The organism is Leptolyngbya sp. 'hensonii' (genome assembly GCF_001939115.1).
Taxonomy (GTDB): Bacteria; Cyanobacteriota; Cyanobacteriia.
The window spans coordinates 12,852-27,921 of record NZ_MQTZ01000065.1 but is presented as its reverse complement, the minus strand read 5'-3'; the positions used below and the strand labels follow the sequence as shown (position 1 = coordinate 27,921).

At 50.3% G+C, this 15,070-nt stretch carries 12 protein-coding genes, 1 tRNA gene and 1 pseudogene; 8 read left to right on the top strand and 6 right to left on the bottom strand.

From position 1 onward, the window contains the following. From BST81_RS28620 to BST81_RS25870, 4 genes and pseudogenes are all read left to right on the top strand, one after another. Positions 1–130 (top strand): annotated as a pseudogene (locus BST81_RS28620) (transposase); the annotation flags it as partial. Between the two features lie 106 nt (positions 131–236). Continuing rightward, positions 237–659: an HNH endonuclease domain-containing protein gene (locus tag BST81_RS25880; protein WP_075601399.1), complete on the top strand. Its 423-nt coding sequence runs from the start codon at positions 237–239 to the stop codon at positions 657–659. Next, positions 652–1,551 (top strand): aminotransferase class V-fold PLP-dependent enzyme, encoded by a 900-nt coding sequence (locus BST81_RS25875; protein WP_083637098.1) that lies wholly within the window; start codon positions 652–654, stop codon positions 1,549–1,551. Before BST81_RS25880 ends, BST81_RS25875 begins: the two co-directional genes overlap by 8 nt. 77 nt (positions 1,552–1,628) lie before the next feature. Then, complete coding sequence (locus tag BST81_RS25870; protein ID WP_075601398.1) at positions 1,629–1,859, top strand: hypothetical protein; 231 nt, start codon at positions 1,629–1,631, stop codon at positions 1,857–1,859. On the opposite strand, the gene BST81_RS25865 is transcribed toward BST81_RS25870, so the two are convergent. Further along, positions 1,833–1,904 (bottom strand) — tRNA-Val (locus tag BST81_RS25865). The two genes, BST81_RS25870 and BST81_RS25865, sit on opposite strands and share 27 nt — an antisense overlap. A gap of 176 nt (positions 1,905–2,080) precedes the next feature. On the opposite strand from BST81_RS25865, the gene hemH reads away from it, so the two are divergent. Together hemH and BST81_RS25855 are read left to right on the top strand one after the other, a co-directional pair. After that, positions 2,081–3,244, top strand: coding sequence for a ferrochelatase (gene hemH, locus BST81_RS25860; RefSeq protein ID WP_075601397.1), 1,164 nt, complete (start codon positions 2,081–2,083; stop codon positions 3,242–3,244). 609 nt (positions 3,245–3,853) lie between these two features. Beyond that, complete coding sequence (locus BST81_RS25855) at positions 3,854–5,470, top strand: NAD(P)H-quinone oxidoreductase subunit 4 (RefSeq protein WP_171974856.1); 1,617 nt, start codon at positions 3,854–3,856, stop codon at positions 5,468–5,470. Positions 5,471–5,548: 78 nt separating this feature from the next. On the opposite strand, the gene BST81_RS25850 is transcribed toward BST81_RS25855, so the two are convergent. After that, positions 5,549–6,874: a class I SAM-dependent methyltransferase gene (locus tag BST81_RS25850; protein ID WP_075601395.1), complete on the bottom strand. Its 1,326-nt coding sequence runs from the start codon at positions 6,872–6,874 to the stop codon at positions 5,549–5,551. 66 nt (positions 6,875–6,940) lie between these two features. Between BST81_RS25850 and BST81_RS25845 the strand changes: the two genes are divergently transcribed. Both BST81_RS25845 and BST81_RS25840 read left to right on the top strand, forming a co-directional pair. Further along, positions 6,941–8,092 carry a glycosyltransferase gene (locus BST81_RS25845; protein WP_083637097.1) on the top strand — a complete coding sequence of 384 codons (1,152 nt, stop codon included), beginning with the start codon at positions 6,941–6,943 and terminating at the stop codon, positions 8,090–8,092. Between the two features lie 557 nt (positions 8,093–8,649). Then, entirely contained in the window at positions 8,650–9,927 is a 1,278-nt protein-coding gene (locus tag BST81_RS25840; protein ID WP_253188497.1) for a methyltransferase, read from the top strand. A 12-nt stretch (positions 9,928–9,939) separates the two neighbouring features. Here BST81_RS25840 and BST81_RS25835 read toward each other — a convergent pair whose 3' ends face one another. From BST81_RS25835 to BST81_RS25815, 4 genes are all read right to left on the bottom strand, one after another. Continuing rightward, complete coding sequence (locus BST81_RS25835; RefSeq protein WP_075601393.1) at positions 9,940–11,520, bottom strand: B12-binding domain-containing radical SAM protein; 1,581 nt, start codon at positions 11,518–11,520, stop codon at positions 9,940–9,942. 1,094 nt (positions 11,521–12,614) lie between these two features. After that, on the bottom strand, positions 12,615–12,845 hold the full coding sequence (locus tag BST81_RS25825; RefSeq protein ID WP_075601391.1) for a DUF3134 family protein: 231 nt from the start codon (positions 12,843–12,845) through the stop codon (positions 12,615–12,617). Between the two features lie 615 nt (positions 12,846–13,460). Then, the gene (locus tag BST81_RS25820; protein WP_075601390.1) at positions 13,461–14,246 is read right to left on the bottom strand and encodes a hypothetical protein; all 786 of its coding nucleotides are present in this window, start codon (positions 14,244–14,246) and stop codon (positions 13,461–13,463) included. 42 nt (positions 14,247–14,288) lie between these two features. Then, the gene (locus tag BST81_RS25815; protein WP_075601389.1) at positions 14,289–14,966 is read right to left on the bottom strand and encodes a DsbA family protein; all 678 of its coding nucleotides are present in this window, start codon (positions 14,964–14,966) and stop codon (positions 14,289–14,291) included. Positions 14,967–15,070 lie beyond the last annotated feature (104 nt).

Below are 15,070 nucleotides of genomic sequence, written 5' to 3'. Positions count from 1 at the left end.
TATTCATCTGGGTGAAGACGTTAGAAATTTGATTGAGGATGCAGGAGCCAAGCTAATTTTCCTACCCCCTTACTCACCAGACTTTTCGCCTATCGAGAATTGCTTTTCAAAGATTAAGAGCATTCTGCGTTCGATTAAGGCACGCAGTTATCCAGAACTTGCCAAAGCTATTGATGAAGCTTTCTCCCAGGTGTCATCGAGCGACTTAAGGAACTGGTTCTCTCATTGCTGTTACTGTGCCTCACCAGCATAAAAAACGCTGTATCGATCCTGAAAAGTTTTCCCTGGATCACTACTTACCCTGGTCATTCATAGCACATGATCAATTGTGGAATTTAGTTCCTACAACGCCTGAAATCAATTCTGCAAAGTCAAACAACCTGCCACCCTCTCAGTTTCTGGCGAAATTTGTGGAGGCACAACATACAGGCTTGCTGATATGCCATGAAAAAATGGCTAAAAATGCATGGAATCAGACAATAGAGAACTATATTGAAGGCTTAAATATTTATACTCAAGATGACCTACTGGATTTAGAGAAGCTCACAAATGCCTACAGTAACGTAGTACAGCCTTTGATATCTTTAGCAACAAATCAGGGGTTTAAATTATGGCAAATACCAGGAGTTACATGTTCAAGCGTGATCACGCATCCTTGAAGAAAGCCTTCCAGTTATCGGTGCATTTGGATGGGCACTTCCTGCTCTGCGGTTCCCCCGTGATTCTGGCTACTTTCGTGCCATTCTTGAAGTTTATCTCCAAGTAGATTCCAAAGGTAGGCTTGACCTGAACCATTTGGAGCAAGTCTGCGCCGAGGGGCTGTCCCTGCTCTGTGTCATGGCAGCGAACAACGAGATTGGCAACGTATACCCAATCCAGAAGATTGGACAGATTGCTCAACATTACAACATTCCTTTTCTTTGCGACGCTTCCCAAGCAGTGGGCAAAATTCCCATACAGTTTGAGGAGTGGGGCATTACCTTCCTTTCTATCTCTGCCCATAAGCTTTATGGTCCCAAAGGAGTTGGAGCATTGGTAATCCGAAAGGGTTACCAATTAGAGCCGCTTCTGTTTGGAGGTGGGCAGCAAAAGGGAATCAGACCAGGCACCCTTAATGTTCCAGGTGTCGTGGGGTTGGGAGAGGCTTGTCGGTTGCGATCGCTGGAGATGGATGAGGATGAAGGGGCGATCGCTGCCAAACGTGACAAGCTTCAAAATTTGCTTCTGGAAAAAATTCCTGGTTTGATAATCAATGGAGATGTAGAGCATCGTCTAGCAGGCAATTTACACATTTCGGTTCCTGGTATTCCTAATAGCGCCATTATTGCTAGGGTTCGCCATCAACTGGCTATCTCAACTGGTTCAGCCTGCTCATCTGGGGTTGAGGCTCCATCCCATGTCTTTCAAACTCTCAATTTGCCTGAAGACGTAATCGGTGGGGTACTACGTATTGGTATTGGTAAGTTCACAACTTATGAAGAGATAGAATATGCCGCCGCTATTCTTTATAACGCTGTCTGTCAAATTCAGCAAACTCTTGCTACAGCCTGATTACTCTACACTGGCATAATACGGACCCAAGAGATTGGCAATTTTCATCTCTCAAAAAGTCCTACCTCACTGCAGCTATGCAAGCCTTGCTAGTGGGTGGGTTAAGTGCTTTGGGTAGAGCAGGAGCATTGCTTAACCAGCCGATCGAGGAATTCAGCAATGCCATCCGTTCAAACAGCTTTTCCAGTAACACCATTCGGCGATCGCCCAAACCCAGTTTGTTACCTGCCCTGATTGACGGTTTTTTTAATTTGAGGGGATTCAGTGGCTTTCGCCTCCTATGGGCGATACTGGATTCGAACCAGTGACCCCTTCCGTGTGAAGGAAGTGCGCTACCACTGTGCTAATCGCCCGCAAAATATTGCATGAATTTTCATTGTTACACGATACGTAAGAATAGGCAACTCCCAGACTTCAAAGAACTTTCTGACAAAATTTCCTATCTTTAGCTCCAAAGTTTGACGGAATCTAGAAAAACTATTGTTAAAATTAATCACAACTATGAAAGGGAAAGGGTTCAGAAATTCTCATGGGGCGTACTGGTGTTTTGTTATTAAACCTGGGTGGACCGGATCAACTTGAGGATGTCCGCCCATTTCTGTTCAACCTGTTTTCCGATCCGGAAATCATTCGATTGCCCTTTTCCTGGCTCCAGCGACCTCTGGCGTGGCTGATTTCCACGTCCCGAGCTCGTAAGTCCCAGGAGAATTACCGGCACATCGGCGGGGGCTCTCCTCTGCGCCGCATTACCGAGGAGCAGGCTCAGGCTCTCGCTGATCAACTGCGCCATCGAGGGCATGACGCTCAGGTTTACATCGGTATGCGCTACTGGCACCCCTTTACTGAGGAAGCCATTGCCCGGATTAAACGCGATCGGATCGAGAATCTCGTGATTCTGCCCCTCTATCCCCAGTTCTCGATCAGCACCAGTGGCTCTAGCTTTCGCCTTCTGCAACGGCTCTGGCAGGAAGACCCCTCCCTGGAGCAGATTGAATATACGGTTGTTCCTTCCTGGTACAATCGCCCCGGTTATTTGCGAGCGATGGCCCAGCTGATTGCCCAGGAGTTAGACCAACTTCCCAATCCCAATCAGGCCCATGTTTTCTTCAGTGCCCACGGTGTTCCCGTCAGTTACGTGGAGGAAGCCGGAGATCCCTATCAGCGGGAGATTGAGGAATGTACGGAATTAATCATGCGAACCCTGAATCGCCCTAACGCCCATACCCTGGCCTATCAGAGTCGGGTCGGTCCCGTGGAGTGGCTCCAACCCTATACCGAAGATGCCCTGCAACAACTGGCCGAGCAGGGGGTTAAGGATCTGGTGATTGTCCCGATCAGCTTCGTTTCCGAGCACATTGAGACCTTGCAGGAAATTGATATGGAGTATCGGGAAATTGCCGAGGAAGCTGGGATTACCAACTTCCAGCGGGTACCGGCCCTCAATACCCATCCGGTGTTCATTGCCGATCTGGCCGATATGGTTCTGGAAGCCCTGAATGCTCCCAAACTGGAGCTGGATCAGGTGCCTCAGATGAAGAAGCAAGTCAAGCTCTATCCTCAGGAAAAATGGCAACTGGGCATGACCACCGCTGCTGAAATCTGGAATGGTCGTCTGGCGATGCTGGGCTTCATTGCCCTCATGATCGAGCTGATTACAGGCCATGGTCCGCTCCATTTTGTCGGCCTGCTGTAATTCTGCCGATCGCAATCGACCCCAACATTAAGGACCGGGTTTATTCATCCTGCTTCAGGGCAAGTGAATAGGCCCGGTCTTTTTATGGGGCAAATCTCCCCATCAGGTCAGCTAGCATACACAATCTGTGAGTAAACGCCCTGTAGAAATTGGTTCAACTTCTATATTTTTGGATAAATTGTAAAGATTCCGCAATATAAGCGAGATTACAGTGGTCACTCCTGCCCCAGAATTGCTACAACTTAGGGAGTTTAATTTACATTAATTTACATAGAGATATAGAAGTTAACTATGTGCATCTACTCGATCCGAGTGCATGTACTGGTTATTTTGACGCTCCAAGTCTGATCTCTGGCGTTGCTGAATAGAAGTATGATTTTCGTGCTTGAGCCTTATGCAGCCCTCACCCTAGCCCTCTCCCAAAGGAGAGGGAACAAGAGTTTTAGCTCCCTTCTCCTGCGGGAGAAGGGTTGGGGATGAGGGTAATTCATATTTGTATTCAGCAAAGCCTGATCTCTCTTCAGTTGGCAGACTTTCCTTTAAACCTTGTGACGGTTTGATTTAGCCCGTTTCATGTCTTTTGTGAAGACCCTTCTGTAGGTCCTCATCATGAGTATGCAATTCCCCTGGTTGACTGTAATTGTTCTGCTGCCCCTGATTGCAGCTTTGCCCATCCCTCTGATTCCCGACAAACAGGGTAAGACTGTACGACTATATGCCCTGACAGTTGGCCTGCTCGACTTTGTTCTAACCATCTATGCTTTCTGGAGTCAGTACGACCTCGCAAATCCAGGCTTTCAGCTAACCGAATCCTACCCCTGGATCCCCCAAATGGGTCTCCACTGGTCTGTGGCTGTGGATGGGCTCTCGATGCCTCTGGTGGTGTTGACGGGTCTGGTGACCACCCTGGCGATTCTGGCTGCCTGGCCGATTGTCCACAAGCGGCGACTGTTCTACGTCCTGATGCTGGTCATGTACAGTGCCCAGATTGGGGTCTTTGTGGCTCAAGACCTGCTGATGTTCTTTTTCCTCTGGGAAATTGAGTTGGTCCCCGTTTACCTGCTTATCGCTATCTGGGGTGGCCAGAAACGCCTCTACGCTGCCACAAAGTTTATTCTGTATACCGCGATCGGATCCATCTTCATTCTGATTGCGGGTCTGGCCATGGCTTTTTACGGAGATCACTTCACCTTCAACCTGCAGGAGTTGAGTCTGAAGGACTACTCCCTGCCTTTCCAATTGCTCGTTTACGCCGGATTGTTGATTGCTTACGGGGTAAAGTTGCCCATTTTCCCGCTTCATACCTGGTTACCCGATGCCCACAGCGAGGCTCCTGCTCCGGTTTCCATGCTCCTGGCTGGCGTAATGCTGAAGATGGGGGGCTATGCCCTGATGCGGATGAACATGGAGATCCTACCTGATGCCCATGTTTACTTTGCCCCTGTTCTGGCCATTCTGGGTGTGGTCAATATCATCTACGCAGCCCTGACTGCTTTCGCCCAGTCCAACTTGAAACGCCGCATGGCCTACTCTTCGATTTCCCACATGGGCTTTGTCCTGATTGGGATCGCGTCCTTCACCGATCTGGGGGTGAGTGGGGCATTGCTCCAGATGATTTCCCACGGTTTGATTGCGGCGGCCCTGTTCTTCCTCACGGGGGTGGCCTACGATCGCACCCACACCCTGGACATGGAGCAGATGGGGGGCATGGCCCGTCAGATGCCCAAGTTGTTTGCCATGTTTACCGCAGGCTCTCTGGCCTCCCTGGCCCTGCCCGGCATGTGCGGCTTTGTGGGTGAACTGACCGTCTTTCTGGGGCTGACCACCAGTGAAGCTTACACCCCCATGTTCAAAACGGTGGTTGTGCTGCTGGCAGCCGTAGGATTGATTCTGACGCCCATCTATCTGCTGTCCATGCTACGGCAGGTCTTCTACGGACCGGAGCGGGCGGAACTGGTTTCCCAGGGCCTGCTGAAGGATGCCAAGCCAAGGGAAGTCTTCATCATGACCTGTTTGCTGGTTCCCATTATTGGGATTGGCTTTTACCCCAAACTGGCCAACCAGACCTACGATGTAAAAACCGTGGCGATCGCTGCCCAGGCGCGCATATCCTTACCGCTGGTGGCTCAGCAATCTCCAGCGACCCTGTTCTCCCAGGCCCTCTCTGCTCCTGCCCTCAGAACTGCTGAGACTGGTCCAGTCTTAGGAGTGACGGTGCCCCACTAGTTCATCAGTCCGGTTTTGTTGCAGAACCCCGGTTTCTGATCAGATCTGCCTGAAGAAACTGGGGTTCTGGTTTTAGCGCTAACCGACCCGTTCCGGCAGGATACAGGAGATATCGGCCAGGTTCTTCAGAAACTGGCGCAATTGACTGAAGGCAACCTCCTCTTGAATCGGGCTTAGGGTAATGGGATCAACGGGCCGAATCGTGAGCCAGTACTTGACCAGAGCCTCCATCGATTGTCCCCCCTCCCATAGAAGCAACAGGCAACTGGTAATACTACTCTCCAGGAAAATGGGCATCTCAAAGCGGCCAGGCAAGTATTGCCCCAGTTCAACCATTTGCTGAAAGTTGACACAGTTGGTCAGCCCTTCTTTAAATTTATGGGTCTTAAATTGGGGATGCAGATGGATCTGGGCCTGTCGCCAATCGTCATCTGTCCATTCAGCCACAGGCCCGATCGTTGAACTTTCGCCAGTATGCCCACACCAGAAATCGATCAGCCTGAACTTGGGTTCCAACAGCTCAAACAGATAGAGTTGATCTTCGATCGAACATTCCGGCAGGCTCATGGCCAGGAAGGGCGGTAAATTATCGGGTTCTTTGAACAGGTCCATCAGGTTCCACTTATGCCACTCCACCATACTGATGAACTCCAGGTCAGAGGCATTTAAGAGGGAGAAGACCTCACGTATCGTAAATCCCTTGTCTCCTTGCAACAGGCCATTGGCCCTCATCCGCTCCTCAGCCCCATCCTGCACCCGCCAGGTCATGGATTTGAGGATGATGTTGTCCTTCACGGCATCCATCACCGATTGGGCAATGTCAATTTCTTCCTTGCCGATCGGGCCATTCATCAACCCCATAAACTCGAACATTCTCTGCATCTGAAACATGTAAAACCGATTCGCGTAGCTGTGAACATTCACGCGAATGATGCCATCGGGTTTCAGCACCGCTTTCATCGCCTGCAGCCCCTGCAACTGATCCGGAATCAGGTAAAGGACATCACTGCAGTTGATATAGTCAAACTTCAGATTCAAATCAGGGAGATCGTAAATGGAGAGAGGTTGAAATTGGGCCTCCTGGAAGCCGTGGTACTCCAGGCGTTTGCGGGCCAGTTCAACGGACTTTTCCGACAGATCAACACCATAAATCTGGGCTCCAGGGTTGGCCTCAGCCAACACCAGTGAAGTATATCCACTGCCGCAGCCCACATCCAGAATCATTTTGCCTGCCGGGTCAATCACCTTTTGATGGCGCAGGTAATAGGGAGTCACCAGGCTATTCTGGAATAAAACATAGTAGTAAGGTCGAGGGGATTCCTCTAGCGGAACCTTGGGATAGGGAGCTGCCTCAAACTGCTGCCGCATCGACTCCAGCTCAGCTTCTGATATCTTATTTTCCATTACGATCTCCCCTCTGAAATGATGGCGATTTTCCGATCATCATAATTCCCAATTCGCAGATCAACTATGGCACCTCTTCCCGGGTCTCTGGCAAGTTCTTCCCTCTCTTTCTGCATGATTGTCAAGAATGAACAGCAGCATCTGGCCCGTTGTCTGGCCAGCGTGAAACCCCATGTCGATGAACTGGTGGTGGTGGACACGGGTTCCAGCGATCGTACTGTGGAGATCGCCCGTCAGTATGGGGCGAGGGTGGCATTCTTTTCCTGGTGCGATGATTTTGCAGCAGCGCGTAATTTTGCGATCGACCAGGTCTCCGGGGATTGGATTCTGACTCTGGATGCGGATGAAGAACTGGTGGTGGACTGGGCGGATTGGCGCAGCCAGGTTGCCCCAGAGGCGGAGACCATGGCCTACTGGCTACAACTGACCGATGTCAATCAGCCGATTACGCCCCTCAGCACTATGCGGCTATTCCGCCATACGCCAGCTCTCCGGTATGCGGGCCGCTATCACGAAAGCCTGCGCTATCAGGACAGTTTTGTCGGCTCCGCCCGGACCCGCGAGCTGACGGGGCTACAGATTTTGCACTATGGCTATGAGGAAAGATTACTGGACCAGAAAACCTTGCAGCGGGATATTCCCATGCTGGAGCGGATTCGCCTATCGGGTGAGATGACCTTGCTCCTGCTGCTGACCCTATCCGATGCCTACCTGCGCAGCAATCAGTTGGAAGCGGCCCAAAGTTGTCTGTCCGAAGCTTTTGAGCGCCTCAGTCCCCATCTTTTGACGGGTGAGCCCCCCAGAGATAAGACTCGCCTGTCCGCGATCTTATTTGCGATCGGGGATGATCTGTTGCAACATCAGCAGGATTTTGAAACGGCGCTCCTGGTCTGCCGCCGGGGCTTAGAGTGGTTCCCAACCTATCCGCCTCTGGTACATCTGGCGGGTCGCCTCCTGCAGGAATTGGGATTTCCCCTGGGGGCAACGGCTTATTTTGAGCAATGCCTACAACTGGGCCGGGACGGCACCTATCAGCAGCATGAGCCCTTCGATCGGGCCTTCATGACCCTCTGGCCAGCCTATGATTTGGGGCTCCTTTACCTGCACTTGAAAGATGATGCCAGAGCCGCCGAGGCATTTAAGCTGGCTCTTTCATTCGATCCCAACTATGCCCCTGCCCAGGAAGGATTGGCCCTCATCCAAGGGGCTACAGGGTAAGGAGGCTCAAATCGCTGACGACTCAGAGAAGCTGGAGATCTCAATCCCAGGCAAAATTGGCGTTGCTGAATAGAAGTATGATTTTCGTGCTTGAGCCTTATGCAGCCCTCTCCCTAGCCCTCTCCCAAAGGAGAGGGAACAAGCGTTTTAGCTCCCTTCTCCTGCGGGAGAAGGGTTGGGGATGAGGGTAATTCATATTTGCATTCAGCAAAGCCGCAAAATTCACATAAAAAGGCCCTTGGACGTCTTGCCGTGTTTCGACTCCAAGGGCCTCTTCGCTTATTCACTCCTCACACAATAGTAAGTATACATTCCTATTGCGAGGAAGCAAATACCTCAGTGACAGTTTTACGATCGTCCCAACAAAAGCTGGGTCTTTGGGCTAAGGATCGTGGATTTAATAACTCCGAGATTTTCAGCCCTCACCCCCAACCCCCAACCCCTCCCCCTCTCCCGCCGGGAGAGGGGGCAGGGGGGTGAGGGCAATCAGGAGTTTATCGGTGTTATTTAATTCTCATTCCTAAGAATCTGTTGTCATCGGAGGCGTTCCACCCATAATGACTGGAAGACTAGACATCGATTCCCCCCAGGGAGTAGCTGAGTCGTTCGAGCATACCCATGGGCAGGCGATCGCCCTGCAGCAATTGGGGTATACCTTAGTAGAAGCGGGGTTGCTGACCCCCGAGCAATTAGACGCCAGTAGGACCGACCAGGAAAACACGGGGGTGCCTCTGGATCAGATCTGGGTCGATCGGGGTTGGGTCAAGCCTGAAACCCTGGCCTATTTCGCAGAGCACCGCCTCTCCTCGCAGCAGCAGGTTCGGGAAGTGCCACCGGGCTTGGCCCTGATGCAAATGATTACGGGCATGTGGGTGACCCAATCCATCTATGTTGCAGCCTCTCTGGGGATTGCAGATCTGCTCCAGGGGGGAGTTCGATCGGTGGATGAACTCGCCCAGGCCAGTGGGGCGCAAGCACCCCATTTATACCGGGTGCTGCGGGCCTTGGCCAGTGTGGGGATCTTCACGGAAGTGGCCCCTGGGCAGTTTGGGCTGACGGCGATCGCGGAATACCTGCGGAGTGATGTTCCCGGCTCGTTGCGGGCCTTGTCCCGGACGGTCAGCGATACCTGGCAATGGAACTGCTGGGGCGACATCCTGAATATTGTCAAAACTGGCCAGCCTGCCATGCAGCGTCTGTACCAGGTGCAGGATACGTTCACCTATCTGACCCAGAATCCAGAATCTGGGGCTATTTTCGATGATGCCATGACGGGTTGGGCAAAGACCATTCACACGGCAGTCATTGATGCCTATGATTTCTCTGGGGTGCAGACCCTGGTAGACATTGCAGGGGGCCATGGGATGCTGCTGGCCTCGATTCTGGCAGCTAATCCCATGCTGCGGGGCATTCTGTTTGATCTCCCCAATGTGGTAGCCGGAGCCGGGCCTCTGCTGGAGCAGGCCCAGGTTCTGAATCGCTGTCAGATTCAGGGGGGCAGTTTCTTTGCAGCCATCCCCACTGGCGGGGATGCTTATCTGATGTCCCATATTCTGCATGATTGGGGTGATGCAGACTGTGTTCGGATTCTCCAAAACATTCGTCAGGCGATCGCTGAACAAGGCAGACTCCTGATTGTTGAAATGGTGATTCCTCCAGGCGATACGCCCCATTTTGGCAAATTCCTGGATGTGGACATGATGGCGATCTTTTCCGGTGGCCGGGAGCGAACTGCCGCTGAATACCAGGAGTTATTCCAGGCGGCTGGCTTTCAGCTCAACCGGATCATTCCCACCGCTGCGCCTGTCAGTGTGATTGAAGGGGTTTGTGCATAAGCTGAGGCGGTATTACCGGATCAGCATGGGTTCTGGGACAGGAGCCATAGAGAGGTGGAGCGGATCATAGCCCAGTTGTTGCGTGATCCGCTCTCGGGCTAAGGCACGGTACTCCCAGAAGTGCTCGCCTGCAGCGCACAACCCCAGATACAGACTCAGAAGCTGCGGCTTGGTTAACAGAATGCTCCAGAGCTGATGCCAAAATTGTCCTCGAATTTCAGGTCGGCAGATGCCCTGACGCCAGATGAGTTGGGCAACCAATCGCAGGCTCTGAGTCGGGGAGAATTGCCCTGCTTGTTTGTGGCTCTTCGAAGTGCGAATCTTGAGGCATTGTTGGAAACAGCGTCTGAGATAGTTCTGAGGTTCATACAGGGTCCAGAACCCTTCGACATACTCCCTGGCAATTTCTGTAATGGAACGAGTTGGGACGAAATTCATCAGGGTATTCTGGTCGCCGGTCGGGTGGCTGTTGTCCTCAATTAAGCGCTGCTCTTTTTTAAGGCGATCCCAAAGGGCGGTGTTGGGTAGAGCCTGCAGAATGCCCAGCATGGGCTGAGGAATGCTAGTTTGTTCGATGAAGGCTTGAATACGATCGCCTGCCCCCGATCGCTCTCCGTCAAAACCAAGAATAAACCCGGCGTAGATCAGCAACCCTGCCTCATTGATTTTGTGACAGGCTTCCACCAGGGGATTACGGATGTTTTGCACTTTGCGCGTCACCTGCAGACTATCCTGATCAGGGGTTTCAATCCCCAGGAACACAGCATAAAAGCCTGCTTCGCCCATGAGCTGAAGCAATTCATCATCCTCGGCCAGATTGACAGAAGCTTCGGTAATAAAATTAAACGGATAATGGTGTTGCTGCATCCAGGGAATCAGGGCTCGCAGGAATCGTTTGACGTTCCGCTGATTGCCAATAAAGTTGTCATCCACAATAAAGAGGGAGCCGCGCCAACCCAGATCATAGAGGGTTTGCAACTCAGCCAGGGCCTGATCCGGTTCTTTGGTACGGGGTTTACGGCCATAAAGGGAAATAATGTCACAAAATTCGCAATTGAAGGGACATCCACGGGAAAACTGGATGGCCATCATCAAGTAGGCATCCCGCCGCAGCAGGTCAAAGCGTGGCCTTGGGCTTTGGCTGACATCCGGCTTCTCAATGGAGCGGAAGATCCCTTGGGTTGCGCCTTGACGAAGCGCCTCCAGGAATTGAGGAATTGTCATCTCCCCTTCATCCAGAATCAGGAAATGGGCACCAGCCTCGAGGGCAGCTTGAGGCACAGAGGTGGGATAGGGGCCGCCCACAGCGACTGTTTTACCCAATCGGACAGCTTTTTGAATCAGGGCCTGGAAATCTGGCTTCTGCACAATCATGGCTGAAAGAATCACCAGATCGCACCACTCCCAATCTGCCGCCGTTTCACAAGCGACGTTACGATCGTAAAAGCGAAGGTCCCAGTCTGAGGGTAAGAGTGCGGCAATAGTAATAATTCCCAGAGGCGGAATCACGGCTTTCAATCCGGCAATTTCCATGAAGCGATCGTAGGACCAAAAGGACTGGGGAAACTGGGGATAGATCAGCAGTGTTTTCATACATCCCTCCGGTAATTTAAGTTGGCTCTGATTTGCAGGGAACTATCTCACCACCAATCCGTTTGATATCTGGAGGTGAGATCTAAAACCCTTCTCCGTGCCTTCTACAACTCTTTACGACCAGGCAGGCATCGACTCATGACAATGACTACAACGCCAGTATAAACCTCCCAATCGGATGTGACGAAGTAAAACGTAAGAACAGCACGGACAAGTATGCCGGCTTGTCATACTTTGATCAATGGTCATTGTGGTGGTTGGTGGGCTAAAACCCTGACTCAACCGAAGTGTTGATTTGAAGGGCAAAATAATTAGAGCTAGCATATTAAAAACATTTCCTAATTGATAGTAAATATAGAGCACAGCATGATCAATTTGCATCTATCCTAAGCATGAGTATGCGATCGAGAAATTGAATTCTTCTCACCGACACCCAATCAGTTTGGAAAGGGAGCATGTCACTTTTGCAGTGATGCTTTCTAGCCCTCATCCCCCAGCCCCTTCTCCCAAAAAGGGCGAAGGGGAGCCGAATCATTTCAAAGTCCCTCTCCCAAATTGGGAGAGGGATTTAGGGTGAGGGCAAAGGTGACATGTACCCGTTTGGAAATAGGGCTCTCAACTTTCTCTGCCATGAAATAATGGAGGTAATTGGCTTCACCTCCATTATTTTTTCTCGTGAATATAGAGCTCAAAAACCCTGATGAGCTGCTAACCAGCGTGCTTATAATCCATCATGTCTTTTGGGATCTTTCTTAGGTTTTTTAGCTCCCTCAGAGATAGCTTTCGGCTTTTTCGATTCCCTGTTGCCTTTCTGCTGTTTTGTCATACAGTCCTCCAATTATTTTGTAAAGATTAGCTACAACACATAAGATCCAGGTGATCTAAACCCATTAGAGTTGCCTTCCGTAATGCAAAAAACCAGCCAACTGACTGACAAAACTTTTCCTGTAGATTGGGTGAAGCAGAGCGAGACCCAACATGGTTAAGCCTTTTGCGTTGGGTTTCGGACCTCAACCCAGCCTACGAGATTTGAGGGTTTTCAGGAGTTTGATCAGTCAACCTGAAAAGCCAGGTTAGAGCAACAACTTTTATGCTCAATCTGACTCTTCTTCCTCACTGTCCAATACATAAATTTCTGAGTCTAAAATATCATCTAGTTCTTCTGGGATCTTGTGATTTTGAAGAAATTCGTCATTTTCACTGGCCTTGAATCTGCCAGTACTTTCTAACCAGTTAAGCAAAGACTCTCTGGCTATTGGAGGGACAATGCGTATTGGTTTATTTCGGGGTTCTTCAGAGAGAGCAGGGTTATGGCATGTAGTCATTGTTATCTTCTACTTAAGGTGAATAGCAATTTGACTGATAAAGTCAAATTATTGGTGGGATTATTCTTAGGCTCGTGGATTAAATAACCTGAAGCAATGAGATGCAACTCTATCAAAATAAGCTTGATTGCTGATTTTGAGACTGCTTTAGTTGCAATTAGCTATTGGGCCTCATTATGGTTAATATTGGCTTGAACTTCAGATGAAATCAGCTCACTATCATCGCTGCCATTCTATTCATTCAGGTTGAGGGTTTTCCCTTGTGTCTTAGTGTAGGTCATGGGTGCCCTCTGATAGACTTTACAATGTCATCATAGTCTATTTAAACAATAAATGTATTACTAAAGTAAATTATTAACCGCTGGAATCTATACACCTCATAAGTTGTAAGTAATCTAGTGGTAAGTCAATCATTGATTGAGGGGCAGACAAAATCTAGGTTGTTGATTGGGGTTAAATTTTGCGAGTCTTCGACCCGTCAGAATTTTCCTGACGATTTATTGTTTGCAACACTAGTTGAAGAATTTGTGCAAGTGAAAACTGTATCAGCTCTGAGCCAGAAATCTGACAATCGGTGCAAATAATCAATGTATTAATGGGCGATCCCCGATCGACCTAAAGCTTCCTGGAGGGCTTAGGTTGGATTACCAGACTCAGTAGAGTCAACCCGATCGCCAGCGCCACACCAGTGGCAGCAATTAGAGGGGTATTCATTTGACGAATGGCGATCGCGATCAAGGCCCAGACAATCACTAAGGTGTAGGCAATGTTGTGGCGTTGGACGGCAACAAGCGTGGCGATGGCAGCACTGATCATCATCATGATGACGGTCCAGACTGGAGGAGTGATGCCCCAACCATTCCAGTTGAGGCTGTAGAGTGCGATCGCCACGTTGACAACGGTGGCAACGGTAATCCAGCCCAGATAAATGCTGATGGGGATGTGGATCAACCAGCGTTCCTGGCGGGAGACGTGTTGTTGACCAATGCCGAGGCGTTGATGCATACCCATGAGCGGCAGCAAAATCCCCAGCATGGCAATGATGGATAAGGGAAAAAGGCGGGCCAGAAAAAGATAAATCCAGGCACATTGGGCCAGACAAGCAAACACGAGCAGGTAGCTACTGCGCTGTAAGCCAGGATTTTGACGCTGAGTCGGTTGGAGTTGATAAAAGCCGAAAGCGATGAGACCGAGATAAATTAGTCCCCAAATGGCAAAGGCATAGTTGGCGGGAATAATTTGGACAGACGCAAAAAGGGTGTTGGAGAGGACACCAATGTTAACGCCGTTAAGCGGAAAGAAGTTGGAGAGGGTATTGATGGCGATGCTACCGAGAATAGCGGCAAGAGTGATGATCTGTCGCAGTCGATCTGCATTGAAGCCTGGGGTAGAGTGTTTCATCGGCGTTTAAGCGTGATATTTGCAAATGTAACCTATCCTTCTCTAGCACCAGGATTGCTCGCCCGCAGGATTATGCAATAACTCGCGAATGTTGGCTTCCATGACCCGGTAGCCCACATTGCCGTTGAGTCGCTGCCGTCCTTCATTAAAAATCAGGGTGGGGCTGACCGTCACAGTATGTTCTTTAACCAGGTCAAAATCCTTAGATAGCTGAGCGTAAGCCTCCCCACTATCGATCTGAGCCTGGATGTCGGCGATCGGCAAGCCCAGGTTCTCGGCAATTTCAAATTGCACCTTGCGGTCAGAGATATCAGCCAGTTGGGTGAAAAATGCCTCCCGAAAGGCCCAGATTGTTTTTTCAAACACGGGTTGCGATCGCTCGACTAAACCCTTCACTTCCAGGAGTCGAATCGCATGGAGAAATAGATGGCAGGATGTGGATGACACGGGTGTTACCTGCGTCCAGATCTCAGGGTGAACGGTGATGTGATTGAACTTCTTCACAACTTCCTGAACGTGATCACGGTATCCCTGCAATCCTCCCCGATCGCGCCAGCGGTTCTCCAACTTTTCACGAGCAGTCCCAAAGACAGAAACAAAGTGCTGTTCGATCGCAATCTTGTCTTGAAAGGTTGTGTTCAACTCATCCAGGCGGACTTGGGCAATATAGGCCCAAATACAGAGAACATCGGAAAAGTAGAAAATGCGAATGGGTTCCATGGGCAGATAGGCTGATTTTCTCAACTCCCTCAATATAGCCAGATAGCTATACAATCGTAAAGTAGATTGGTGCACACGGGCACCGTAACATCGATTGCAGGTCC